The sequence below is a fragment of the Thermogemmatispora argillosa genome, from assembly GCF_059696725.1.
The window spans coordinates 1,455,645-1,480,223 of sequence record NZ_AP019377.1 but is presented as its reverse complement, the minus strand read 5'-3'; the positions used below and the strand labels follow the sequence as shown (position 1 = coordinate 1,480,223).

The window sequence follows — 24,579 nt, the reverse complement described above, 5'->3', positions numbered from 1 at the left end:
ACTGAAAGTAGAACAGTCAAGCAAGCTACTACAACAATAGCAGAACACTACTCGTCTCTGTGATGAGCATCTGCTGACGTATCGTCATTGCTTCACAGAGGGCTTCAGCTTTGGCAACAGATTCGAGCAGAAAAGGCTGCTCTCGAAGATTGAAGCCGCAAGAGCCGTCAGCGTTCTTCCAGACTGAGCGCCTCGCATCAGCCGTTCTCCACTGAGACCGCCCTCCAGGCTTGGGCCAGCCGCCAGCCCGCGCTAATCATGAGCAGCAAACCCCCGAGCAGCATCAAAAAATCCCCAGCTCCTGGCATAATGAGCGATGGCAAATTTTGCATACTTGAAGATGCAGAAGAGAAGCCCAACAGAAAACTCTGAATTAAATTGGATAGACCGAGGGCAAGCGTGATCAGATCGCAAGCACGCATGACAAACAAGGCCCCGAAGACGAGCGGCAGTATGTGGAGCCAGGAGCGCAGTACAGGCTGCCATTGAACAAGTCGCTGTTCGAAGAGCACCAGACCCGCCTGAGCCAGCGCCAGGAATAACAGGGGCCAGCTAAACAGACCGCCGTTAATCCCAGAGAGAGACGGCAGAGAAAGCAGAGGAATGTTCAACTCAATCCAGGGTAAGAAAAACCCAATGCAGATGAGCAACACACCAGCGAGGATTGCCTGATCAAAGTACCTCTGTCGCCAGGGGAGAGCGGCGAACCGGTTGCTGGCTGAATAGGGGCTAGCGATCCTTTCCTGGCGAGAGGAAGAAACTGACGCGAAGGGAGGAGAAGAACCAAGAGAGGCAGGCTCTGGATAAAGGGGCAACTGGCCTGTCTGGTAAGGTCCGCTCTCCGGGGAGAGCTGCCCAGAGGCCGCAGATTTCACAGCCAGAGGGGGAAGAGTGTGATGACACTGCTGGCAATAGAGGGCATTATCATCATTTTGTGCGCCACAGTAGATACAATACATAAAAGTCACTCCCTATGAAGAGACCTGCTGAGGAACACATCTTCCCTGCCTGGCAAACCGCGGCAATTGGCCTTGAGAGAGAGGACAAACATACTCCCAAGCTTCCCTCCGGGCAATTCTCTGCTTGTAGAAACACGTGCCGGAACCGTCTACCTCTCTGCAAAACGCCGTCGCCCAAAACCGGCCAGAGCAGCTTTATGGAGAGAGCACGCGTCTCACCCGGCAAGGATCTGTTTACTTGTTGTTCGCTTTATACATCTATATAAATATATCACTAAGCATAACCATTGTCAATATAAGTGCAAAGAGATCACTTGATTCCTGCTGCCAGACAGATCTATCACCGAATCAGGATGAGAAACAAGTACGAGCAAAGAGCCGAAGCGCATCAAGATTAGTGGCGGCATCCACAAAACGAATAATCAGCTCCTGAATACCCAGGGCCTCATACTCAGCGATGCGGGAGCGAATCATCTCCGGCGTACCGATCAACTGAGTACGACGCAAATGCTCCAAATTAGCGCGCTGCTCGGGGCGCAACTTGGCCAGCGCCTCCGTCTCACTTTCCGCAATCGCACACTCGTCGATAATCACCGTGCGCCAGATACTCTCATAATCGCGCCCCACGGACTCACAATGCTGGCGCAGCACTGCCAGCTTATGGCGCACTGTTTCAACATCACCACCGAAATTGCAGGCATCCCCATAAAGAGCCACCAGGCGCAGCGTCACCTTTTCACCACTACCACCGATCAAGATCGGAATATGCGGACGCTGCACACCCTTGGGCTGATTAATCGCCCCACGCACCTGATAATAGCGGCCCTCAAAATGCGCCTCCTCCTGCGTCCACAGAGCCAGCAACACCTGGAGCGCCTCATCCAGGCGGGCCAGGCGTTCGCCAGTCGAAGGAAACTCGTACCCATAAGCGCGATACTCATGCTCGTACCAGCCGGCGCCGATGCCCAGGATCAAGCGACCGTGACTAAGCACATCGACCGTACTCGCCATCTTTGCCAGCAGAGCCGGATGGCGATAGCTATTGCAGGTCACGATCTGGCCGATACGCACGCGCTGCGTATCGCGTGCCAGGGCAGCGGTACACATCCAGGCCTCGAAAGTCAGCTCCTGACTTGGAACAGGCACCGTATGAAAGTGGTCATAGAGCCAGACCGAACGAAAACCGAGAGCCTCAGCCTCGCGGGCCACCGCTGTCATAGCTTCATAGGCTGCCACGGGATCAGCAAAGCCCGTCAGATCCAGGCGCCAGCCCTGCGGAACGATGACACCAAACTGCATGCTGACCTAAGCCTCCCTTCTTCTTTCTTTCTTTCTTTCTTTCTTTCTTTCTTTCTTGTCGAAGCTACTAACCTCTTTGAGGAAGCGGAGCCCAGCCTTTCAGCAGGCTGGGCCTGCCTGTCAAAGCCTTCCAAGAAATCAGAGCGAGCCATAGCGACCTTCTGGCCGTGGCCCGCTCCTTCCCATCCCTGATCGATGCTGATCTGATCAGTCAGCATTGTCCCCATGCTCCGGCCTCTCCTCGGGAGGAGAAGGCGGCTCGCCCCCAGTCGTGGCCTGGCCTCTACCAGCGTCAGCCGGTGGGGTAGGCTCGGCCCTGGCCGGAGCAGGTTCCTCGCTAATCGCCACGCCCTGCAAGAGCAACCCATTGGGCAAGGCGATCAGACGACGGCTCCCATCCTCGGCTGCCACCTCCAGGGTTGTATAGGCTCCACTTGTAGCCTGCACGGTACCACTATATTCCCCCAGCGTGACCCGCTGACCGCGGCGGAACTGCTGCCGTACATAGTAGCCAGCGATCACATGGCGAGCCACCTCGCGCGTTCCCAGCGCGAAAGTCAGGGCGACTGCCAGGCCTGCCGCTGCCACAACGATGGTCAGGCTTGTCGTCAAAAGCGTTGTCTCGACCCCAAGGGTAGCCAGTGCGAGGACACACAAGAAGGCGACCACCGTATACTCAATCAGCCTGCCCAGCGCGCCCGCATAGGTAATATTGACATTACGCGCTACTGCCGTTACAGTAGTGCCCAACAAGCGCGCCAGCAACGACCCGAGTAGGAGCAGCAGAGCAGCGCTGATAGCGCGTGGCAGGAAAAGCAGAACAGCTTGCAGCAAAGCAGCCACGGGCGTCAGCCCCATCAGCTCCACCGCCTGGATCGAGAAACTCAGTAGCAGAAAGAAAAAGACCAGTTGCGCGAGCAGCTCACTCAGGGGGATGCGGATTCCGAAGGTTGCCAGCGAGCGTCTCAGCCCGATGCGCTCAAAGAGCAACTCAAGGCGCGTCTGGCGAAAAAGAAAGCGCAACAGCCAGCGGACCAGCCAACTGATCAGATAGCCGACCAGAAAAACAATGAGACCGTTCACCAGGCGAGGAATAAAGGCCAGCAGACTACTGCCAACACTCACTAATGACTGCAATAACGGTTGCAAGCTCATAACAAGCGACCACCTCCACAAAGCGCCGTCCCATGCCATCAGGAGGAGGCGGACGGCTGCGTCTGCAGGCGCAGCGTGCCCGTGGCCGGATCGAGCAGCGCGCCGATCAGATTGATCAGATCAATCAGCCACTGCAACAGCGTCTGTGAGGAGAGATCGAGCAGCTCCAGGCTGCTCTGTTCCGCGTGGATGCGGGAGAGCAAGCGCCGCTCAAAATCGGCAGGCAGACGCAGGCCGGCATATTCGGCTTGCAGACTGCTCAGCAAAGTCCGCACCTGGCGCGCTAGCTCTAGCTCGCGCTGGCACTCTGGACACAAGGGCAAAGCTGCTTCGGCCTCGGCCTGCAAGGCTGGCGGCAGCGTTCCCTCCACGAGATCCGGCAGTAGTTGCGATAATTCCTCACAGTTCATCTAAACTGAGATCTCCTTTCCATTACTTCCCTGTTTCTTCCTTTTCTCCTTCTGCTCAGCAATTGATAAGACCTGATAGATTTTCCCGCAGAACTCGCCGAAAAGCTCCTTGAAGGCCAGGCGCGCGCGATGGACACGCATCTTGACAGCGCTCAGCCTGGCCTGGAGCACCTGAGCCAGCTCCTCATAGCTCAGATCCTCCAGATCGCGTAATAACAGCACCCTGGCCTGTTCGCGGTCCAGGCGGCGCAAGACACGATTAATACACTCGCGCAACTCACGCCGCAACGCCTGCTCTTCCGGCAGTGGCTCGCGCGCTGGTAGCTCGCTGAGGGGCGGCTCGCTCGGCTCCCGGGCGCTCTGGGAATGTTTGACAGCGCGACTCAAGTGAATCACCTGTTGACGTGTGCGCCTTGCCCGGTCCATTGCATCCAGAGCCGTATTAGTAGCAATGCGGTAGAGCCAGGTTGTAAAAGCGCACTGCATATCGAAGCGGGGCAGAGCGCGATAGACCTTCAGAAAGACCTCCTGGGTCAGGTCCTCGGCCTCCTCATGGTCATTGACAATCTTATAAACCAGGGTATAGACACGCTGCATATGGCGAGCCACCAGAAGCTCAAAGCTACTCGTGACATGAGGCAGCTCCTCCTTGCAGCGCCGCACCAACGCCTCATCGGAAAGAATTGTCTCATGCTCTACAGTATTGATCGACATCAGGCATCACTCACATAAGGAGCAGAGCAAATGCAGATCCATTTCGCAGGCGAGGCCGTCCCGTGCGCCTTGGGTTGGGGGGGGCGGCCTTTAACACTTCTGACGCGCGAGGAGACCGCTCCTGGTTTCAAGACCCGTACTAGCCTTTCCTGGTGCTTCCTCTTCTGAAGAGTCAGGAGGCTGATGAGTGTGACCATCCTGGCAGCCTCCTTCTTGCGCGCTTGGGCCGCCCGTCCTCAGCCGGGCGTGCTTCATTATAGAGAGCCAGCGCAGCCCTGTCCAGTTATGATCTCAGAACCAGGTTAGCGCGCCTTGCTGCCCCTGCTGGCTGGCGCATGACTCGACGTGAAGACCACTGCTTCTCTACCGCCATCAGCATCTCATCATCACCCCGGGCGGATATACCTTAAAAAGGATCGCGCAGAAAAGTGCTGCCGCACAGTCAGGGAGCCTCTGCGTGTCAGCTCGGGAAGGAAGGCAAGTCCTGTGCAGGTGTTTGGGTATGCAGCGATTGCGCCGTGTAGTCTATAATACGCTCATCTCTCTGGGCGGTCAGGTCATTACCTGGACCTCGACCTTGCTGCTGACGATCGCCTACGGGCGCTTTTTAGGCGATGTCAAGTTTGGCGAGCTTTATTTTGCGATCACGCTGGCCCTGTTGGTTGGTTTCCCGATGGAGCAGGGCTTTAACCAGCAGTTGACGCGCGATGTGGCCCAGGAGCCGGAGCGGGCCGTACGCTATCTGGCCAATACACTGCTGATCAAGGCTGTGGCCTGGGGCCTGCTCTATGCCCTGCTGCTGGCCATTCCCTGGTTGTTGGGTTACGATCGCGAAGTGCGCACGCTGGTGATGATCAGTGGGCTGACGTTGCTCTTTACAGGCATGGGGACGGCTTTTGCGGCGGCGCACTATGCCTTTGAGCGCAATGTAGCGCCGGTCGTGGGAACTATTTTGGAGAAGGCTTCGTCGGCGTTGTTTGGCTATCTGCTCCTCAAAAATGGCGCCGGGGTTGTGGCAATGGCCTGGGTTCTCTGTGGCGGGGCTTTGTTAAATATGCTCTGGCAGGCTCTCTGTTTCTTTCGCTGGGTTGGCTTCAGCCTGCTGCTGGATGGAAGGACAATCCGCTTGCTACTGCGCTCCAGCCTGCCTTTTCTCGTCTACGGCGTGCTGGGGGTGCTCTACTATCGCCTCGATGTGATTTTGCTTTCCCTCTTAGGCAATGAGGCGATGGTAGGCTGGTATGGCGCTGGCTATCGCCTCTTCGATACCTTGAATTTCCTGCCGAGCCTGGTGATCGCTGCCATCATGTACCCTGTTTTTTCTAAGCTGGCCATCCAGTCGCAGGATGCTCTCCGGCTAGCCATCGAGAAGTCGCTAAATTTCTTGCTGTTCTGTAGCATCCCGATGGCGACTCTGATGGTCGTGGCAGCGCCTAACATCATCGGCTTCCTCTATCACCGCCCCGAGTTCGTGCACACCTTCGGGGTGCTGCAGTTGCTGGCCCCCGGTCTGGTCTTCCTCTATGTGAATATGGTCCTCAGCACGGTTCTGGTCAGTATCCATCAAGAGCGAAAGATGACGCTCATGGCGGGTGTGGCCCTGGTCTTTAATCTGGGCCTCAATCTGGTCCTGATCCCGCTCTATCATCAGGACGGCGCCGCCCTGGTAACCTCCCTGACGGAGCTGCTCTTTATTGGCCCCTTCCTCTTCTTTATTCCTCGCACTCTCTGGCCGCGCGCCAGCCTTCCGGTAGCCTTGAAGGCGCTGGTGGCGAGCCTGGTGATGGCCTCCGTGGTCTGGCTGCTGCGCCAATGGAGCATTCTGGCTCTGCTGCCTGTGGCCTTGGTTGTCTACCTGACGACGGCGACACTGCTACGCACGATTCCGCGAACCGATCTGCTGGCGCTCTTTGATGCCGTGCTGCGTCGGCGTAAAGGAGCACCACCAGCGGCTGAGAGGGCCGCAGAGGCGGCAATAGACCAGGCTGGACCGGTGACCAGCGCGAGTCTGACCGGCAAGCTGGGTCCCGGCGCCGATGGGTCTGTGCTCGATACGGAGATCAGCCACCTCAGCGGCTAAATCCTGACTGGCAGAACCCAACCAAGGCTGATGCTTGCTGGCGATGCCAGCGCCGCTAGTCGCTCAACCAGGCGCCTGTAGAGGAGACGACTTGTCTGCTTGCCATTGTTCGGAGAGGCCGCGGAGCCGCCTGCTCGTCAGAACGGGAGGCGGCTTACTCCTGTGCCGATGCGATGACCAGGCAGCCCTTGCCGGCTCTAGGAGCCTGGCTCTGTCTCAACTCTATTCCCCGACTCTATCTCCGATCTGATTCCAGAATCGCTATTCCTCTGCCGTGGAGGACCGCAGGCCACGGCAAAGCGCAGAAGAGCAGGGGGCGAGCGAACGCAGGAAGGAAGGAAGGAAGGAAGGAAGGAAGGAAGGAAGGAAGGAAGGAAGGAAGGAAGGAAGGAAGGAAGGAAGGAAGGAAGGAAGGAAGGAAGGAAGGAAGGAAGGGAAGAGGAGGCCAGGAAGGTCGCTCAGTAGAGACCTACCTGGCTAGCTAGCTCCAAATGCCGTACGCTTGCAGGGCCTCGAACCAGGCTCGATTGATGGCTACTGCGCCAGCATCGCTCGGATGAATGCCGTCGGCGCTGAGGTAGGCTGGATGGTCTCGAAAGAGGGTGTACAAATCAGGTCCCCTCATGAGGCCGGCGCTCTGGGTGATCTCGACGACAACACGGTTGAGCTGTTCGATCTCTGCATTCAGGACGGTGCTGTCGCCCGGGCGGTTGCTATAAGGGGCCAGGGCGAGCACTGGTACATGACCGGCCTGTTTGATGCGCGTCACCAGGTTCTGCAGCGTCTGACGGTACGTTGCCGGATCGACCTGGCCGAAGGCATCATTGGTACCTACTTCGATCAGCCAGTAGTGCATATCGGGATTAAGGGACAGGAAAGTATCTAGTTGACTGAGCATGCCCGCACTCGTCTGGCCGCCGATGCCGCCATTGACGAGGGCGGGGAAGTCTGCAGGATAAGCGGCCTGGACCAGCTCAGGAAGGGCGGGCTGATGCTCGGCGAAGCGGTTGAAAGAGAGAGCTGTGATCGAAGTTCCCAGGCAAAAAAAGCTGTCGTTGAGGGCGGCCTGAGTAGAAACATTGAAGAGATCAATTTCATCGATCATAAACTCATGCTCGCTATTGCCGGGTTGGACACCAGTGACTGTCATCTTAACCCAGGACATCCCTGCGAACGACAGCAGATGCTCGCGATTGCGAGCTCGATTAGCGGAGACTGTCACCAGCGTTTTCCAGGAACCATCGGAGCCATTCGTACTATTCGCCGAGACCGCGATAGTATAGGAGCGAGGGGTAGGGCCACTATCGCTCAGATAGTCGAAGACATAATCGCTGGTCCAGGTCAGCAGCAAGCGTGAGGGACCGCTGCCCACATGAATTGCGCACCAGGAGGGCAGCGAGCGCTCAGTACCATGCCAAAAAGCCCAGTTTCCATAGTGGCCGTCGACAAGAGCTGCTGGTCCGCCTGGGCCGTCGTCATTAGCCGAGCAGAAAACCGGTTTACCGCGCGAGACCAGGGGACTGGCGCGCGGCTGCGACGGCGTAGCCGATGCACCGGCGGAGCCGGGGTAGTATTGAGCGATAAAGTTCCGCATAGCATAGTACTGAGGGCGGGGAGCATTTGTCTCCACATCGAAGAGGTCAAGGTGTCCGTAGCCAGCGTAGCTAGCCGCATCGAACTGGCAGGCAAAAGTCAAGCCGCCGCGGATCATGGCCTGCAACGCCTGTATCGTAAAGGCCGTGATAAAATCGCTCTTCTCGCCATAGGCGGGTGGAGGGTTGCCCGGATCAAAATTCCACTCTGTAATGCCTACAGGCAACTCGTGTCCAAGAATCTGGCGCGTCAGCGAACGGACGTCCTGGATCGCCTCCGTTGCGCTATTGGCCAGCTTCAAGCAATCGCTTTCACTATTCTGCCAGCAAGGGTACCAATGGAAACTGATCGCATCGGGAAGCACGCCGGAAGCCCGCACGCCCTGCAGAAAAGCGCGCAAGAACTCCGTTGCGCTCGGTTGGCTAATCACTGGGCCGATGAAACGGGCCTGGGGATTCAATTGTCGCAATTGAGGGATGACACTATTCCACTGCTTCAAATAACTTGCGCTGGAGATCCCATTATAATCAGGTTCATTGCCAAACTCATAGAGCAGGCAGCGTGAGCCGGCGTAACTGACCACGTGCTTGAGAAAGGCCACATCGAAGATATTGAAGAGCACTCCCAGACACGTCATGCCACTCTGCTCGACCGTGTGCAGGCGCTGCTCAAGCTCAGCATCAGTTGTAGCATGGCCGTCAGCCAGGCTACGATCGAAGAAAAACGTTCGCAAAAGAGTAAAATGAGCTTCCCTCAGAGAGGCCTGGAAGGCCGGATTCGTCTCAATATTATTCTGGCTCCACTCCTGCGTATCGTTGGTGCCAAAGAGCAGAGACGAAACGCCGTCTTTCCAGCGCTGCTCACCGGGTAACGGAGTTGATGGCGACCTGGCCGAGGTCTGAGCAGTGGCAGTAGCGCTTGAGGAGGCGCTTGGGCCTCCCCCCAAAGCGCAGGCGGTCAGCATGATCAGCAACAAGAGAAGAGGGGCCAGCTTCCCGAGCCAGTAACGTAATCGGCTCGCCTGGCCTGGAGCGGTAGTAGTAGTACACTCTGTCATCCACGTGCCTCTTGGCGGCATGCTCCTGATCAGCCTTGCAATGATGCATGCTCCTCATGAAATCAATGCAACTATAGCACGCCTTTGTGATCATTGCGTATATCCAGAGGTTGTAAAATGGTAGCTGTCGTTCTGAGAGAGAAACCTACGCGGGGAAAGGGCGAGAGAAGCAGCGAGAGGAATAGATGAATAACAGCCTGCCAGTTCGCTGGGAGGCCTCGCTGCTCCCTGGGCTTCAAGCGAGAGCAGCGGGGGCCTCCCAGGCTGGAACATGAGTTAGGTTAGCCTGGTTGGAAGGGTGAGAGAGAGCAGAGCTGCACCTGAGAAAGCAGCGTCTGGCCTAGTTAGTTGCCGGCTTCGGGCTGAGGCTGAGAAGCGGAAGCCGTTGGCTGAGCCGGCTGGTCGCCCGTGGTAGTAGGCAGCGGCTGAGCGCTCTCATCCGAAGGGGCTGTCAACAGGCCGCCGCGGCTGAGCAAGCGGCGCGCTGCGTCCTGACCACCGAGACCGAAGGCCAGGCCGAAAGCCAGTGCGGTGCCGCCGACCACGGCAGTAAAGAGAATGTTGAGCAACGAAGGAGCGATCTGTAGCTGCTCAAGGGCGATCAGGCCAGCGAAGCCGATGAGGGCGTAGCGAGCCACAGCAGCGAACAAAGCGGGATTGCCCACGCGCGTCGTAGCCGTCACACCGCGCACGATATCGCCCACCACACTCGCGGCCAGCAGCCCCAGGAAGAGCACCAACACGGCGACGAACACATTGGGAATATAGGCGATCAGCTCATTAAGGATATTGCTTACGGTGCTCAGTCCCAGCGCATCGACAGCGGGCACCAGGAAGATCAAGAAGATGAACCAATACACGATGGTGCCCAGAATGGCCACGATATCGAAGCGCATCCCCGTATTCTGCTCCAGGCGAGCCAGACCGACGCGGGCTCCCAGGCGCTCGAAGCCGATGCGACGCAAAATGAAGGTCACGGTACGGCTGAGCACGCTGGCAACGATCCAACCGATTAGTAGAATGACCAGAAAGCCGAGGAACTTAGGAATGAAAGTCAGTACCAGATTCAGGGCGTTCGCAAGGGAGGTCAGAAAAGCCTGACCAATGTTATTGACGACCGGCATATTGTTCTCCCCTCCTTAAAGGAGTCTCCTTATATTAGGCTCTGGTGAGCGGCTACACCAGACCGGCGCCGGAGCCTCATGATAACGGGATGGGCCGCCGGCCTGGCGGTAACTATCGCTATACACGTCCCCTTTAGACGGCAAGGAGACAAAAAAGTCACAGCTCTGGAAAAGGCAGTGACGCTGCCTGGCGGAATATGGGTTCTGAGTCTCCCGCTCGTCGGGGGGCGAGGAGGGAGAAGGCTGCTCTCAAGGCGCGCGCCTCATGGCCTTACCACGCATGGCGCTGTTCCCCTGCATGCGTTACAATCAAAGAGCGCGTGCCGGCTATCGGCATACCAGCTAGCTAGCTAGAAGATCTCACAGGAAGGAGTGCAAGACAGGTCTATGGAGTATCGACCGCTGGGACGTACTGGCTGGCAAGTATCGGCCATCGGCTTTGGCGCCTGGGCTATTGGGGGAGATGCCTGGGGACCAACCGACGATCGTGAAGCCTTAGCCGCCTTGCATCGAGCGATTGATCTCGGCGTGAACTTTATCGACACAGCTGATGTCTACGGCGATGGGCATTCCGAGCAGCTCATTGCTCGTGTACGCAAAGAACGCAAAGAGCCGCTCTATATTGCCACCAAGGCCGGACGACGTCTCACTCCCCACACTGCTGATGGCTACAATCGCCAGAATCTCACAGCCTTCGTTGAGCGTAGCCTGCGCAATCTAGAAACCGAGACTATCGATCTACTCCAGCTCCACTGTCCGCCCTCCGAAGTCTACGACCGGCCCGAGGTTTTTGGCATTCTGGATGATCTGGTCCAGCAAGGAAAGATCCGCTACTATGGGGTCAGCGTTGAGAAGGTTGAGGAGGCCCTGAAGGCTATTCGTTACCCCAACGTGCAGAGTGTCCAGATCATCTTTAACATTTTTCGGCACAAGCCTGCGGAGCAGTTCTTTGCGGCGGCCCAGGAGCGGCAGGTAGGCATCATTGTACGCGTGCCGCTGGCCAGCGGTCTGCTCACAGGGAAGCTGCGCCCAGACAGTCAGTTTGCCCCCACGGATCATCGGAACTACAATCGCCACGGCGAAGCTTTCGATCAAGGAGAGACCTTCTCGGGTGTCGACTACGAAACTGGTCTGCAGGCCGTTGAAGAGCTGCGGCCATTGGTGCCGGCGGGCATGACAATGGCTCAGTTTGCCCTGCGCTGGATATTGATGTTCTCTCAGGTGTCGACGGTGATCCCTGGCGCTAAAAATCCGCAGCAGGCTGAGGAGAATAGCCGTGCCGCCGAGCTGCCTCCCCTCAGCAATGAGACCATGCAAAGAGTGCGGGATTTGTATGAACGGCTGATCAAGCCTGCAGTTCATCATCGCTGGTAAGGCGGATCAAAACATTTGAGATTGAACAAGATATGGGAGGTAGGGTAAAAAGCGGGGCTCTCTGGCGCTGGATAGCTCTTGTCTCTGTGGCGCGCTAGACAGAGCAGGCCTCGCGGCGGTTCGCCCTACCTCCTCTTCTTGTGATAGGTGTCTCTCGGGCGAGCCGGACTTGCTTGCTCCTTGCAGCCGAGCAGCGGCCTATGTTATACTATCGAAAAGCGCATGGCTGCTTTATTGAGGATAAATATGATTTTGAAGTATAAGAAGATTGTGCAAGAAGAGAAGTAAGAGCGAGAGAGCGATGGACATCATCACCACAGTGCGAGAACTGCGGAGCTGGCGCACTGCCTTGCCCGGGCAAAGCAGCGTTGGGCTGGTGCCGACGATGGGGTATCTGCATGAAGGGCATCTCTCGCTGGTGCGTCGGGCGCGGGCTGAGAACGACAGAGTTGTTGTTAGCATCTTTGTCAACCCGATTCAATTTGGCGCTCGTGAAGATCTGGAGCGCTACCCGCGTGATCTAGCGCGTGACTGTCAGCTTCTGGAGGAGCAAGGAGTAGATGCCGTCTTCGCTCCCACGGCTGCCGAGATGTATCCGCCGCACTTCATCACCTATGTCGAGCCGCAGGGGCCGCTAGCCAGAGAAGGTGAGGGAGCCAGTCGGCCTGGCCATTTTCGGGGAGTAGCCACTGTAGTGCTCAAGCTTTTTAATTTGACCCAGCCGCAGCGGGCTTATTTTGGGCAGAAGGATGCTCAACAAGTAGCTGTTATCAAAGCCCTGGTAGCTGATCTACATCTCCCGATAGAGCTAGTGATCATGCCGACGGTGCGTGAGCCTGATGGACTGGCCATGAGCAGCCGTAACAGCTATCTCTCGCCGGAGGGACGGCGGGCTGCCACTGTCCTCTACCGGGCCTTGCTGGCTGGCAAGGAAGTCTACGAGCGGCGAGCGGATGCCGGCACGGCTGAAGTAGTGCGGGCCATGCGCGAGACCATAGCGCGCGAGCCTTTGGCGCGACTGGACTATGCTGACGTACGCCATCCAGAGACCTTCCAGCCGCTAGAGCGTTTACAGGCGCCTGCGCTGCTCGCCGTTGCGGCCTTTGTTGAGACAGCGCGGCTCATTGACAATTTCCTCTTGCGAGCTGACGGTAGTTGGGAGACAGGGGTGATAGTCTCCTGAGCGAGAGGAAAAGCCGCTGGAGCCAGTGGCGATCAACTGAATGGGCAGAGCCATCCTTCAGTGAAAGCAGAGAGGACCATGCAAGAAAAAATGACCGTTGCCACCGTGCGAGCCTGTAAAGGCCAGACCCGCCTGACGATGGTCACCGCTTATGATACTGTCATGGCCACCATAGCTGACCGGGCTGGGGCTGACATGATCCTTGTGGGGGACTCAGTCGCTGACAACGTCCTTGGTTTCCCGGATACGCTTGCTGCCACACTTGAGATCATGATCCATCACACTGCTGCTGTAGCGCGTGCGCAGCCGCGGGCCCTCGTGATTGCCGATATGCCCTGGTTAAGCTACCATATCTCGCTTGAAGAGAGTGTACGCAATGCGGGTCGGCTTATCCGCGAGGGAGGGGCCGAAGCTGTCAAGCTAGAGGGAGGTCGCAAGCGTCTGCCAGTCATAGAGGGACTTCTTGCGGCAGAGATCCCAGTGATGGGGCATCTAGGGCTGACTCCGCAGTCGGTGCGGGTCATGGGAGGCTATCGGGTCCAGGGGCGGCATCTTGAAGCGGCGCGGGCCTTAGTTGAGGAGGCGCGTGCTCTGGCAGCGGCGGGTGTCTTTGCCATAGTGCTGGAGGGTGTGCCTGCGGTTGTGGCCAGAGCCATTACGGAGCTGGTGCCTGTGCCCACTATTGGTATCGGGGCGGGGGTGCACTGTGATGGGCAAGTGCTGGTCTTTCATGATGTTCTGGGGTGGCATCTCAACAAGCGCAAAGCCAGATTCGTGCGACAGTATGCTCATCTTGGGGAAGCCGCAGTCAGTGCGCTCCAGTCCTTCTTTGCTGACGTGCGCTCTGGGGCTTTTCCGAGCGAGAGTGAAAGCTATCGGATGGCCGAAGAGGAGGAGCGTGCCTTCGAAACGTTGCTTAACGAATTGGAAGGCGGCTGAGGACGGGCAGCCTTTCACCCTCACTCAAGATCAAGGCTGCCCGTCCTCTCCCCGGGGCCACTCATGTTCCTTCCCGGCAGTGGAGTCCGTCTTCGCCTTCCCTTGATCAGGGGAGAGATGGACCCTCAAGGGGGCCTTTCCTCAGAACTGGTGAGAGCGGCTCCCAGGCCTATACGCGCACCGACGTCGGTGCCGTCTATGCGATTAAAGGTTGCCCGATGCATGAGGAGCCTTTGCAGCTCATCCCCAATGATCTGCGCGCTGCTGTGGAGAAGGAGGTCGGCCTCTACAGCGAGGGCACAGGTCGCCCTCGCTGCCGCTACATGCGCGATAACGAGTATGGTGGCCGCATCGAGGATGTTCCTGTCCAGCGTGTTGCCTTCAGCGAGAAGGATCGCGTCGGTCTTGGGACGTTCACGCCCGCGGACCCCAAGTGTGTGACCGGCGATACGCTCGTTCTCACGGGCGAGGGTCTGCGCGCCATCGAGGAGATCTAGCTCTCGCTGGAGCGCAAGCCACGCGAGGATGAGTTTGTTCCCTTTGAAACAACGGTTCTGGGTGGACAGGGCCCGGAGCGGGCTGCGAAGTTCTACTGCGGCGGGACCTCCAGCCCGGCGATGTTGTGGCGCTGGCACAGTCACAAGCTAACGAGCGACCCTACTCGTCGCAGCCCTTGACAGCCCCAGATCGGCGAGTTCACAGCCGAACAGCGTGTACAATTGACGTCGGTAGTACGGTCGAGGGAAGGCTCGCCCGCTCTCCCAACGGTAGATCGTAAAGCCGTTAGTCCCCAATCGGGCGGCAAGCTCCTCACGGGTCCATCCTCTCTCCTCACGCGCACGCCGCAACGCACTATTCGCCTTTGGTTCTTTGATAAATCCTTTCATCGCGAAACCCTTGCCTGTTTTTCTGGGGGGCATGCCATCTACCACAAAGGACAACCAGCCCCTAATAATAGACACTTCTTCAGGTGATTCTCTGACAGGCCTCAGCAGTTCCCGGTGAATAAAGATTCTCTGAGAGCAGAACTAGAGAACCTGTGCTCTTCCCGAAAAGACTAACAACAAGACTACCTCATGTGCTGGTAACGTATAACGCCGGCCAGTTATCTTCTAGCTGTGCCGTCAATGGCTCACATTACTATCACGTGCATAAGAAAGGAGGTGAAACAGGCATGAACGCTGGTGAGAACAACACAGGAGCGTACGTCTCTCCCAGTGTCTGCCTTGCGAAGCGGGACCAGTGCAGCTCAACGATCATCTGGTGGATCGTCGACCTCTGGGATCGGGCTGCTGCTCGCGGCGACAATCGCGCTGGCGGTCGTGATCTGGTGCGCTACTCACGGTGGTGGCGTTGTCGTAAGCTGGCACTATAACTCGTGGAACAGCTCGGTAAGCATCGCATGTAGTAAATAGGAGATTGAGATGCACACGGACCTTACACCAGCCTATCTCCCCCGGCCATCGAACTGAACGAGCGCGAAGATCTGCTCTCCCCCATCGTCTGCTGGGTGGTCCTGATCATCGTCCTGCTGACCATCGCGGCCATGCTGGCTCTGGCCGTCATTATCTGGTGTGCTATCCACGGTGGCGGCGTCGTTGGTGAGATGGAACATCAACCGGGATGGCACTCTCACCATCGGCTGTAGCAAATAGCCAGCAAGGAGGTCAGCGCGTATGCACCAGCCTGTCTCCCCCTGTACTTCTTCCAGGCCGCTGATAGCGTTGCCCACTCGTCAGATCCAGGAAACCCCCATCGTCTGGTGGATTGTTGCCCTCATCGTCCTGCTGATCCTGGCGGGCACACTGATTGGAGCGATGGCCATCTGGTGCTCGCTCCACGGCGGTGGCGAGGTGATCTCCTGGCAGGTACACTGGCCCTTTGTTACGATTGGCAGCAGCAAGTAACGCTGCCGGTAGCCGCCAGCGGGCGTCATCTGGGCACCGAGTAGAAGACGGAGCAGCCGAAGCCTGACTCGCTCCCTCTTCTGCCCGCTGTTCCCCAGATGCTATAGACATAAGACGGGCTATGGGGTATGATTGAATAGATCCGAATATCCTATGCTCTTTAGTAGAAAAAGCGAGGGAATATGGGTGAGTATCTACTGGAAGTTAAGAGGCTCACCAAGCGCTTCGGAACCTTCACTGCGGTTAATCAGGTCTCTTTTGCCATTCGGCCGGGAAGCATCGTCGGCCTGCTGGGTCCCAACGGCGCCGGCAAGACGACGTTGCTCTCCATGCTGGTGGGGCTTTTTCCCCCCACGGCTGGCAGCATGGTCCTGGACGGCGAGGAGACGCAGCGCGTAACCCCGCAGATGAAGCACGTCTTTGGCTTCGTCCCCGACTCGCAGGAGGTCATTGCCCATCTGACGGGCTGGGAGTACCTGCAGTTCATCCGGCGCATCTACGGGCTTTCGGCCGAGCAGTGGCGTCTGGCGAACGACTACCTGGCCCTCCTGCATATGGAAACCAAAGCGCAGGATCTGCTCGAAACCTACTCCCACGGCCAGCGCAAGAAAGTGCAACTCATCGCCGCGCTCCTGCACCAGCCGCGTCTGCTGCTGCTCGACGAGCCATTTTCGGGTCTTGATCCAGAGATGATCGCGCTGGTGAAGCGCCTCCTGCGCAAGCTGCGCGAGCGTGGCGTGGGGATTCTGATCTCGACACACGACCTGCTGATGGTCGGGGAGCTGTGCGATCATGTGGTCTTCCTCAACCAGGGCAGCGTCGTGGCAACGGGCGAGCCAGAGAAGCTGCTGAGCTCCTATGGCGCGGCCAATCTGGAAGAGGCATTTCTCAAGGCGCTCGGCCTTGAAGAGCAGGAGGAGGCACTGGAGCGTGTTCTGGCAGATTTCTAGGCTTGTGATCCTGATCTGGCGTAACCGCCTGCGCCAGCTCTTCCGTCGTATGCCGGCGCTCTGGCTGGTCGTGTTGCTCGCGGTGATCAGCTACTGCGGAGGAGCCTATCTCGGCTATGGCTTCTTCTACAAGATCACTCAGCTCACTGCATCCAGCGGCAGCACCTTTCCGCAGCTACGCACAATCATCGTGACGGCCTTTTTCAGCACCTTCGGCCTGACAGCCTTCATTCTCGTCTCCTTTGCGCTGCTCTTTACGCCAGAGGAGACCACGCTCAAACGTATCCTGGCCCCCCTCCCGATCTCGCCCATGCAGCAGCGTCCTGGCCTGTTATTGCCCGGCATCATCCTGCTCTTCCTGGCGCAGAACCTGCTCTGGCTGCCTGCACTGCTGGCCTTTATACAGGCGGGCCTGGCCACGCCCCTGCAGCTACTGCTGGCGGTCTTTTTCGGGCTGCTCGCCTACAACGCAATCACCCTGGCATTCCATCAGGCGGCGCTCTACGGGATCACGCGCCTCTTTGGGGCCGAGCGCGTTGACCTGCGCAGCGCGGCACTGGGACTGAGCATTGCCCTGGGCATGGTCCTCTTCACACTGCCGCTGATTCTGGGGGCGCAGGCGCTGCTGGCCAGGCAGCCCGGCTGGCTGATTCTGACGCCGGCCTACTGGATGGCACTGATACTACAGCCAGACCTCCTCAGAGCCGTAGCGGGTCTGGGTTTGTTGAGCGCGATCGGCCTGCTGGGGGGGGGCATCTATGCCTTCTGCGTTGAGCGCTGCGAGCGCCTGGCAGTGGGAACCAGAGGTCAATGGGTGCCGCTGCGACAGCTTTCCTTTCCATCCTCGCTCTTCATGAGTAGCTGCCTCTACGAACTCAAAGGCATCGCTCGCGATCAACAACTGGTCGTCGGCCTGATGATGGTCGTCGCCGGCTGGCTTGTGGCCACCGTCGCTGTCTTCTGGACACGCGCCAGCAATCCACTTCTGAGCTACGCGCTGCTCGAACTGGCGCTCGATCTCACAACGGTCCTGCTCTGCGCCATCGCCCAGATGTCCTGGGGACGGGACAGCCACGCCTATCGCGTGCTGGCCAGTACGCCTCTCGAGGTCCACCGCCTGCTCGATGGGAAGCTGTTCGCCAACCTGGTGGTGATCGCTGGCGGCTGGGTGCTGCTGGTAGGCGTCCTCACCTGGGCCGGCAACAACCCGCTGCTCCTGCCGCAGCGCCTGCCGCTGCTCTGCATCGGATGCTTCCTCTGTTTTGCCCTGGGAATCGCCGTGCCGTACTCGACCGAAGACCCGCTCTCGATGCTCACAGCGACGGGAGTAATGGTCATTCTGGGTCTGCCGCTCTATATGCTCTTCCAGCTCGCTCAGGAGGCACTGGCGCGGCTGCCTGGAGGCATGGCGGCGCAGATGCTCGTGCAGACAGCGGCGGCACTGCTGATCATGGGCATGCTCTATCTGGGAATCCATCAGCTTGCTGACGTGAAGATGGAGAAAGATCGTGATTGAGATGATTCCCGTGCTCCCCACCGGCGTGGTGGTGCACACAGATTCTCTGGAGGACCGCGCGTTGCTGCAGCACTATCCTCTGAACAGTACGGCCCGTGAGTTCCTCACACTGATCGATGGCTGTCGCAGCCTCTCCAGCATCGCCGAGCAAATCGCGGAACGCTACAGGCAGCCACGGGAGGTGGTGCTCAAGGACCTGGGCCAACTCAGCCTGGAGCTGTACCATCATGGCCTGCTCAACTGGCGTGAGACCTGGCACCAGCGGAGTACGCGCTGGCTGCTGGCCCTGCGAACGCGCATGCTGCCGGCAGTGTACACCTGGCGTTCCGATCCCCCGCTCACCACCAATACGCTGCTGCTCCTCAGCTGGCTCTATCTGGAGGTCTGGCGGGCCTGGCTCCCAGTGCTGAGCGCAGGACTGCTCGTGGCAGCGGTGGCCGGCGCGCTGCTGGCAGTCCTGCCGCTGCTGCCACTGGCCTATCTGGCGCTCGCTCTCTGCCTGACGCTAAGTATCTGCCTGCATGAGGGTGGTCACCTGATCGTCCTGCGCCACTACTGCGGTGCCGGAAGCGGCTTTTTTCTGCGCACCGGCCCGCTGCTACGCCTGATACGTCCCCCCCTGGAGCGCCCCGCGGCGGAGATCGCGGTCAATGCGGCCGGCCCGCTGCTTCCCGGCAGCATCGGGCTGCTTGCCCTGATCTGGCACCTGCTCCACCCCTGGCCGCTGGACTGGCTACTGATTGCGCTCTTCGGTGTACATCTTTTACAGCTTTTACTACCCAATCCTGATCTTAACAATATTGTTCAGGCGCTGCGCTCCGGTCACCGCGGGAACTAAGTACATGACCAGATGGAGCAGGCGCTGCTCTCTCCTGCTGAATACGAAAGGAGGCCACAACCATGAGCAGGAATGCGCCAACCGGGACAGCGAGACGGCAGACGTTCGCCGGCGCACTCATCAGCAACATCGTCACCGGCATCTTTATCGGGGCTGTGCTGGCGCTGCTGATTGCCATGCTGGGCTTTCTGGGAATCTTCATCTACGGGGTGACCAACCCTCCGCAGGAAGTGCATCTGAAGCTCTTCTCGCTGGAGATCTTCGACTTTACCAGTCAGGGCGCCTCCTTTCTCTTCCAGATGCACGCGCCGGGGGCGCTGACGGTGCTCGGGCTGCTCACATTGCTGGGCGCCTGTGTGTTCTGGGTGATTCGCGCCGCGTGGCGCCCACAGCCGCGGCCGTCCTGACGGCCCAGGCACCTGCCGAGCGCTGGCGAGGGCGACTGCGCGCGAGGGAGGGGAGACTGGCCACTGACGCCGTACCCATCTCCACAGGCCGTGCGGCTGCCTCGCCCTCTCATCGCGTTCGGCAGGCGCCGGCGAGGGACTAGACCACCTGGGGCAGCACTGGCTGCCTTAACCGGATACTCGGAGTCCTGCAACTGACCCGCAAAATAGGTATCGTAGGCCTGCATATCAAAGATGCCTGCGTCGTGGAGCAGGGAGACCGTCGGGGCCATGCCATGATAGCGCAGGCCGCCGGCGTGAATACCGAGCGGCATGAAATCATGGCTCAGGGTGTGCATCTTCATCAGCGGGGTCATCCCCACGGTATCGCCGCAATCGTAGGCGTAGAGTCCGCGCGTCAGACTGGGGCAGGCCATTGGCTCCGCCTCCAGGAAGCGCGTCGGCAGGCCGCGTGTGCGCGCCTCACGAATGAAAGGAAAACCAGCCCGGCCATGTTGCTGCCGCCTCCGACGCAGCCAGTGACGACATCGGGATAGTCGTTGACCAGCTCCATCTGGCGCAGCGCCTCCTCTCCCACCACGGTCTGGTGCAGCAGCACATGATTGAGCACGCTGCCCAGGGAATACTTGATGCTGCCCCCACTCTTCGCAGCGACCTCGACAGCCTCGCTGATGGCAATGCCCAGACTGCCCATGTTCTGGGGGTCCTGCGCTGCGCCAGGATGCTGCGGCCGGCCTCCGTCAGATCGGTGGGACTGGCCTGGACTCTGGCCCCGAAGGATTGCATCATGCTGCGCCGATACGGCTTCTGCTGATAGCTAATCTTGACCATGAAGATCTCGATATCGACGCCGAAGAAGGCGCCCGCCATGGCCAGGGCCGATCCCCACTGGCCGGCCCCTATCTCCGTGGCAATCCGTTGGACGCCCTCGGCCTTGTTGTAGTAGACCTGGGCCACAGAGGTATTGGCCTTGTGGCTGCCCACCGGGCTGACTCCCTCGTACTTGTCGTAGATGCGCGCGGGCGTCTCCAGGGCCTGTTCCAGCCTCCGGGCGCGATAGAGGGAAGTGGGACGCCAGAGGCGGTAGACCTGGCGGATGGCTTCGGGAATCTCGATAGAGCGCTCTGAACTCATCTCCTGCATAATGAGTGCCAGCGGGAAGAGGGGCGCGAGGTCGCCAGGGGTGACCGGCTGCTTGGTGGCTGGATGGAGAACCGGATCGGGCGCTCTGGGTAGATCTGGCAGGATGTTATACCAGGCCTGAGGAATCTAGTCCTCGTTCAAAAGGTACTTGGTATGCTGGCTATCCGGCAGTGGTCTGGCCTTCGGGGAAGAGGCCGCCCATGCACTCGGTGACGATGCTGTCCGGGAGTATGAGGCGTGTCAGTGCGGTGGCGTGTTCGGGATCAACGGGATAGGCCTGGTCTGGGTGTGGCGCTGGGGTTGGCTGGATCTCGTCGGGTGTACTCATGGGTTTCATGTCTCCTCTCTGGGGGACCGCGGTCAGCTTGTGGACGGCTGTCGGGCGGATCGCGGTGCCTCTGGTGAGCGGTTTGGTCTGGTCTTGTTGCCGAGACGGATGGATCGGGCGTTACGAGTGGTATTTTACTCTTCAGAATAGCAGGAGAGCGGCGTGTTGGCAAGGGGCTGCTGGGGTGAGATCGCTGGCGGTGGAGGGGTGGGTGTGAGTGGGTGGGCGTGGTTGGGCATCTTGTGTTGTGGGGAAAGTCATTGTCAGGGGGCTTGACAGGGGCCTCTCGCTTCTAGTATGATATTTCCTGCGATGAGGAAGTGCCAGCTTCTCAGAGCGATGAGTGTATGGAGCCGTAGTGTAGTGGCCTAACACGCCTGCCTGTCACGCAGGAGATCGCGGGTTCGAATCCCGTCGGTTCCGCTCTAGGTAAAATCTCAGGGGCTTCCTCCGTGACTGTCTCCGCTCCTGTCATGGAGGACCCCGCGGCTGCCTTCGCTCGTTCTCCCTCCCGGCTCCGGCTCATCGTCATCGCCCTCGTTCTCCACAACCCTCGAAAATCCCGCCAGAACGGTGGCCCGAGATCCGTCAACGCGTTGCGCAGGGTCTCTCGCTACGCCAGGTCGCTGCAGAGTATCACTTCTCCTATCAAACCATCTGGCGCAGTGTGCACCAGCCGCCAGGTCGGGAAGCCTGAACGCCTCTGACCCGCCAGCTTGCTGCATCCTGGCCTCTCGCTCACGAACGAGGCGAGACCTCTCCCCTGGAGCGGGCACCTTGCTCCTTTCCGCGCCCGAGTCTCGCTCCTCCCTCGCTGGGTTCCCCTGGCGTGTCTGCCGGTTCCCGTTCCCTTCCCGTCTGCTTCCCCGGCTAGTCCCCTCTCGTTCCCGGATGGTTCCCCACGGAGCAAGCTATGCTGCCAGTAGTGCGAAGATGCTGCGGCCCCGGTAAGGCGAAGCGTCGGCGACAGCGCTTCCCTCTGGAGCGGCGTGAGATCGGAAGCGACCATATGAGCACCCATCGCCCGAGCCTGATCTGCGCGACCATCGAGCGGCTCGACCGCCTGATGGCCATCGGCGAGCGTCGTCATCTGGCCAAGCAGACGGCCCTCCGGGAAGGCGCGCCTTCCTGGACGCTCTCGACGGGGCGGATTCGTTCCTACCTACAAGACCCGCACGGTCTATCAAGAGCAGAGTGTGCGCTTCCTGACAGGGGCCAGGGCCTCCTACGGCCTGCGCCACCTCTGCGAGGTGGATGCCCGCGCAGAGGAGCTGGCCTGCGCGTATCTGCAGCAGGGGATGCGAGCCGGCTGGTCGGCCTGGACGCTGGCGACGGTGCGCTTCGGCGTGGCGGCTCTTCTTCAGCGAGCGGGCGCTGGCGGCCGCTGTGGCACTGCCGCCGCGTCGCCGGGAGGCGATCAGGCGCTCGCGGGGTTCGGTGGCGCAGGATCGCGGGCTGAACCCCGCGCACTGGCAGGAGCTGATCCAGTTCTTGCAGGCGACGGGCCTCCGACGCCGCGAGGTGCAGCAGGTGCGCGTGGAGGGCCTCCTGCCAACGACGGGGGTCGTGCACGTGCGACGCGGCAAGGGCGGACGGGAACGGCTGGTGCCGGTGCTGCCCGAGGGGGGCGAGCTGCTGGCCCGGCTGCAGCGAGGGCGGGCGCCCGAGGAGCGCGTCTTTGCGCGCGTGCCCTCGCATCTGGATATCCCTGCCCTGCGGCGCGCGTATGCGCAAGAGCGCTGCCGCCGGCGACGGGCCGGCTGCGCCGAGTGACGACGATCGGCGCGCTGCGGAAGCGGGGGCCGCCGCACTGGGGCACAGCCGGGTCGATGTCGTGCTGCGGCACTCTCTGCGCTGACCGTGTTCCGACGATCCCGCGTCCGGCCCGACGCGCCGATCACCCCGGGGGCGCAGGCGGTTCATGGGCTGCGGGAAGAGGATCTGAAGGGGGCGCCGACGTTCCCAGAGAGCAGGGGAGCGCTTGCCAGGCTGTGGGAGGCCTGTGACGCCATCTGGGCCTTCTATGCGGAATGCGACCGACTGGCACTGGCGGCCAGTGCGCGACGCTGGCGGTGGGAGCGGCCAGGCTGGCTGACGGGGAGGAAGAAGTGGCACCGTCTGCTGAAGCTGTATGCGGACTGGATGGGGCTGGAGGATGGGGTGCGCTGGAGCGGGCCTGTCGCCAGGAGGGGATCGCGACGGGCTGGTACACGCACACGGCGGAGCTGGATGCACGGGCGGCGCTCGCGCTGCTGCGCTGCGGGTGCTGGCGGGACTGGAAGAAGCATGAGCCCCCCACCCGTTCGGTGGGCTGGCGGCGCCCCTCGGACGACGATCGGCGGGCTGCCGAGGCGGTGGCTACCGCGGGAGGGCACAGCCGTGGAGCGGTCGCCCTCACGTGCTAGGGGCGCTCGTTGCCGTGCTGCTGCTGGAGCAGCGTGAGGAGCTGCCCTACCTGCTGCTCTACTCGGTCCAGGCGCTGATCCACCCGCTCAAGGCGGATCTGGACCTGCCTACCTCGCCGCTGAGCGCTTCCACGCGCTGCTCGATCCGTTCTGTGCGCGCCTTGAGCGTGTCCAGGTCCGTGCGCAAGATCCCATAGAGCATGGTCGTGTCTTTCGCCAGGTTCCGATAGACGAACTCGAGTTCGCTCACCCGCCGCTCCAAATCGGCGATCCCTTGTTCCATCGAGACGGTCCTTTCTCCTGCATCCCCTGCCAGGCGCACCGCAGACTACTCGTATTCGATCCCCATCTTCTGCATCATCTTGCGCTGGAACGTATTCAGGAGAGACATACTCTGTTGCTGCTCATTGAGCCGTGCCTCCACCGTCATCATCCGGGCCTCGAGCGCTCCGAGTCGATGGCCCTGATCCCGCACCTCCGCCACCAACTGCTGCAGCAGCCCAATGATATCGGTGAGCTGCCCGCTCACCTTCGCCTCAAATGCTCCAAAGCGCTGCTCCAATGATCCGTGCTCCATCAAGCGCTCCTCAGATGACAAGCCACACCATGCCCCTTCGGCCTGAGCATACCATCGGGATCGACCGCTGTCAGCCCTTCCTGGAGGGCTGCGCCCTGCCGCTGCTGCCGCTTCTGCCGTTCCCTTCGAGGATCTCGGCTCCCGCTCTCCCGTGCAGCGATCCTCGAAGGGCTTCCCAGGCCGTCTGAGGGCCACAATGGCTGGCATCATTGCCGCATAAGAGCGGTCACTACTGACCGCTTTTTTGGGATCATCGAAAACCCTTGACTGGCGCCGCTCCAGATGCTACCATAGAGAGGGTGCCGTCAGAACACTGCTCAAGCCCGTTGAGGGATTAGAACCCAGCTCAGCAGAACCACCCTCGTCATCTGCCACGTCAGAACACTGCTCAAGCCCGTTGAGGGATTAGAACGAAAGAGAACCAAGGGTTGGATCAATCAACCCTGGTCAGAACACTGCTCAAGCCCGTTGAGGGATTAGAACCGTCTTCCCTCATCCTTCTCCTCCTCTGGCTCTGCGGTCAGAACACTGCTCAAGCCCGTTGAGGGATTAGAACAAATTCAACTGGAAGCGAATATTGAGCAACAATGCGGTAGTCAGAACACTGCTCAAGCCCGTTGA

At 59.7% G+C, this 24,579-nt stretch carries 25 protein-coding genes, 1 tRNA gene, 1 pseudogene and 1 CRISPR repeat array (1 of these 28 cut by a window edge); of the genes and pseudogenes, 15 read left to right on the top strand and 12 right to left on the bottom strand.

Annotation, left to right across the window (positions count from 1 at the left end; translation table 11 throughout):
• Positions 1-197 precede the first annotated feature (197 nt).
• The 5 genes from AC6H1L_RS05775 to AC6H1L_RS05755 form a co-directional block, all read right to left on the bottom strand.
• Positions 198-959, bottom strand: a complete 762-nt coding sequence (locus AC6H1L_RS05775) for a hypothetical protein (RefSeq protein WP_497600580.1) — start codon at positions 957-959, stop codon at positions 198-200.
• A 348-nt stretch (positions 960-1,307) separates the two neighbouring features.
• Positions 1,308-2,258, bottom strand: a complete 951-nt coding sequence (locus AC6H1L_RS05770) for an LLM class F420-dependent oxidoreductase (protein ID WP_497600579.1) — start codon at positions 2,256-2,258, stop codon at positions 1,308-1,310.
• A gap of 207 nt (positions 2,259-2,465) precedes the next feature.
• Entirely contained in the window at positions 2,466-3,413 is a 948-nt protein-coding gene (locus AC6H1L_RS05765; RefSeq protein WP_497600578.1) for a mechanosensitive ion channel family protein, read from the bottom strand.
• 38 nt (positions 3,414-3,451) lie between these two features.
• Positions 3,452-3,823 carry an anti-sigma factor family protein gene (locus AC6H1L_RS05760; RefSeq protein ID WP_497600577.1) on the bottom strand — a complete coding sequence of 124 codons (372 nt, stop codon included), beginning with the start codon at positions 3,821-3,823 and terminating at the stop codon, positions 3,452-3,454.
• Positions 3,824-4,537, bottom strand: coding sequence for an RNA polymerase sigma factor (locus AC6H1L_RS05755; RefSeq protein WP_497600576.1), 714 nt, complete (start codon positions 4,535-4,537; stop codon positions 3,824-3,826).
• Between the two features lie 502 nt (positions 4,538-5,039).
• On the opposite strand from AC6H1L_RS05755, the gene AC6H1L_RS05750 reads away from it, so the two are divergent.
• Positions 5,040-6,617, top strand: coding sequence for a flippase (locus AC6H1L_RS05750; protein ID WP_497600575.1), 1,578 nt, complete (start codon positions 5,040-5,042; stop codon positions 6,615-6,617).
• 481 nt (positions 6,618-7,098) lie between these two features.
• Here AC6H1L_RS05750 and AC6H1L_RS05745 read toward each other — a convergent pair whose 3' ends face one another.
• The gene (locus AC6H1L_RS05745; protein WP_497600574.1) at positions 7,099-9,267 is read right to left on the bottom strand and encodes an SGNH/GDSL hydrolase family protein; all 2,169 of its coding nucleotides are present in this window, start codon (positions 9,265-9,267) and stop codon (positions 7,099-7,101) included.
• Positions 9,268-9,611: 344 nt separating this feature from the next.
• The gene (locus AC6H1L_RS05740) at positions 9,612-10,391 is read right to left on the bottom strand and encodes a mechanosensitive ion channel family protein (RefSeq protein WP_497600573.1); all 780 of its coding nucleotides are present in this window, start codon (positions 10,389-10,391) and stop codon (positions 9,612-9,614) included.
• A gap of 387 nt (positions 10,392-10,778) precedes the next feature.
• On the opposite strand from AC6H1L_RS05740, the gene AC6H1L_RS05735 reads away from it, so the two are divergent.
• The 4 genes from AC6H1L_RS05735 (at position 10,779) to AC6H1L_RS05720 (ending at position 14,384) form a co-directional block, all read left to right on the top strand.
• Entirely contained in the window at positions 10,779-11,765 is a 987-nt protein-coding gene (locus tag AC6H1L_RS05735) for an aldo/keto reductase (protein ID WP_497600572.1), read from the top strand.
• Between the two features lie 301 nt (positions 11,766-12,066).
• Positions 12,067-12,948 (top strand): pantoate--beta-alanine ligase, encoded by an 882-nt coding sequence (gene panC, locus AC6H1L_RS05730; protein ID WP_497600571.1) that lies wholly within the window; start codon positions 12,067-12,069, stop codon positions 12,946-12,948.
• 78 nt (positions 12,949-13,026) lie between these two features.
• Positions 13,027-13,887, top strand: a complete 861-nt coding sequence (panB, locus tag AC6H1L_RS05725; protein WP_497600570.1) for a 3-methyl-2-oxobutanoate hydroxymethyltransferase — start codon at positions 13,027-13,029, stop codon at positions 13,885-13,887.
• A 218-nt stretch (positions 13,888-14,105) separates the two neighbouring features.
• Positions 14,106-14,384 (top strand): hypothetical protein, encoded by a 279-nt coding sequence (locus AC6H1L_RS05720; RefSeq protein ID WP_497600569.1) that lies wholly within the window; start codon positions 14,106-14,108, stop codon positions 14,382-14,384.
• A gap of 147 nt (positions 14,385-14,531) precedes the next feature.
• Here AC6H1L_RS05720 and AC6H1L_RS05715 read toward each other — a convergent pair whose 3' ends face one another.
• Positions 14,532-14,774 (bottom strand): helix-turn-helix domain-containing protein, encoded by a 243-nt coding sequence (locus AC6H1L_RS05715; protein ID WP_497600568.1) that lies wholly within the window; start codon positions 14,772-14,774, stop codon positions 14,532-14,534.
• A gap of 287 nt (positions 14,775-15,061) precedes the next feature.
• Between AC6H1L_RS05715 and AC6H1L_RS05710 the strand changes: the two genes are divergently transcribed.
• From AC6H1L_RS05710 to AC6H1L_RS05680, 7 genes are all read left to right on the top strand, one after another.
• Entirely contained in the window at positions 15,062-15,262 is a 201-nt protein-coding gene (locus AC6H1L_RS05710) for a hypothetical protein (protein WP_497600567.1), read from the top strand.
• Between the two features lie 135 nt (positions 15,263-15,397).
• Positions 15,398-15,535 (top strand): hypothetical protein, encoded by a 138-nt coding sequence (locus AC6H1L_RS05705; protein WP_497600566.1) that lies wholly within the window; start codon positions 15,398-15,400, stop codon positions 15,533-15,535.
• Positions 15,536-15,563: 28 nt separating this feature from the next.
• Positions 15,564-15,794: a hypothetical protein gene (locus AC6H1L_RS05700; RefSeq protein WP_497600565.1), complete on the top strand. Its 231-nt coding sequence runs from the start codon at positions 15,564-15,566 to the stop codon at positions 15,792-15,794.
• 182 nt (positions 15,795-15,976) lie between these two features.
• Positions 15,977-16,744: an ABC transporter ATP-binding protein gene (locus tag AC6H1L_RS05695; protein WP_497600564.1), complete on the top strand. Its 768-nt coding sequence runs from the start codon at positions 15,977-15,979 to the stop codon at positions 16,742-16,744.
• Positions 16,725-18,260 carry a hypothetical protein gene (locus AC6H1L_RS05690; RefSeq protein WP_497600563.1) on the top strand — a complete coding sequence of 512 codons (1,536 nt, stop codon included), beginning with the start codon at positions 16,725-16,727 and terminating at the stop codon, positions 18,258-18,260. The genes AC6H1L_RS05695 and AC6H1L_RS05690 overlap by 20 nt, the downstream gene beginning before the upstream one ends.
• Before the next feature lies 1 nt (position 18,261).
• On the top strand, positions 18,262-19,098 hold the full coding sequence (locus tag AC6H1L_RS05685) for a PqqD family protein (protein WP_497601514.1): 837 nt from the start codon (positions 18,262-18,264) through the stop codon (positions 19,096-19,098).
• Positions 19,099-19,160: 62 nt separating this feature from the next.
• Positions 19,161-19,505 (top strand): hypothetical protein, encoded by a 345-nt coding sequence (locus AC6H1L_RS05680; protein WP_497600562.1) that lies wholly within the window; start codon positions 19,161-19,163, stop codon positions 19,503-19,505.
• 218 nt (positions 19,506-19,723) lie between these two features.
• Here the strand turns inward: AC6H1L_RS05680 and AC6H1L_RS05675 are convergent.
• Together AC6H1L_RS05675 and AC6H1L_RS05670 are read right to left on the bottom strand one after the other, a co-directional pair.
• A pseudogene (locus AC6H1L_RS05675) lies at positions 19,724-20,774 on the bottom strand (TrpB-like pyridoxal phosphate-dependent enzyme); the annotation flags it as partial.
• A gap of 34 nt (positions 20,775-20,808) precedes the next feature.
• Positions 20,809-20,976: a hypothetical protein gene (locus AC6H1L_RS05670; RefSeq protein ID WP_497600561.1), complete on the bottom strand. Its 168-nt coding sequence runs from the start codon at positions 20,974-20,976 to the stop codon at positions 20,809-20,811.
• 349 nt (positions 20,977-21,325) lie between these two features.
• Here AC6H1L_RS05670 and AC6H1L_RS05665 point away from each other — a divergent pair.
• From AC6H1L_RS05665 to AC6H1L_RS05655, 3 genes are all read left to right on the top strand, one after another.
• A tRNA-Asp gene (locus AC6H1L_RS05665) sits at positions 21,326-21,399 on the top strand.
• A 963-nt stretch (positions 21,400-22,362) separates the two neighbouring features.
• Positions 22,363-22,749 (top strand): tyrosine-type recombinase/integrase, encoded by a 387-nt coding sequence (locus AC6H1L_RS05660; protein WP_497600560.1) that lies wholly within the window; start codon positions 22,363-22,365, stop codon positions 22,747-22,749.
• Positions 22,750-23,006: 257 nt separating this feature from the next.
• On the top strand, positions 23,007-23,381 hold the full coding sequence (locus AC6H1L_RS05655) for a hypothetical protein (RefSeq protein ID WP_497600559.1): 375 nt from the start codon (positions 23,007-23,009) through the stop codon (positions 23,379-23,381).
• A 58-nt stretch (positions 23,382-23,439) separates the two neighbouring features.
• On the opposite strand, the gene AC6H1L_RS05650 is transcribed toward AC6H1L_RS05655, so the two are convergent.
• Together AC6H1L_RS05650 and AC6H1L_RS05645 are read right to left on the bottom strand one after the other, a co-directional pair.
• Positions 23,440-23,664 carry a hypothetical protein gene (locus AC6H1L_RS05650; RefSeq protein WP_497600558.1) on the bottom strand — a complete coding sequence of 75 codons (225 nt, stop codon included), beginning with the start codon at positions 23,662-23,664 and terminating at the stop codon, positions 23,440-23,442.
• Between the two features lie 45 nt (positions 23,665-23,709).
• Positions 23,710-23,958 carry a hypothetical protein gene (locus AC6H1L_RS05645; RefSeq protein WP_497600557.1) on the bottom strand — a complete coding sequence of 83 codons (249 nt, stop codon included), beginning with the start codon at positions 23,956-23,958 and terminating at the stop codon, positions 23,710-23,712.
• 304 nt (positions 23,959-24,262) lie between these two features.
• A CRISPR array of direct repeats spans positions 24,263-24,579; the repeat unit is 37 nt; unit sequence GTCAGAACACTGCTCAAGCCCGTTGAGGGATTAGAAC; it runs 2,309 nt beyond the window's last position.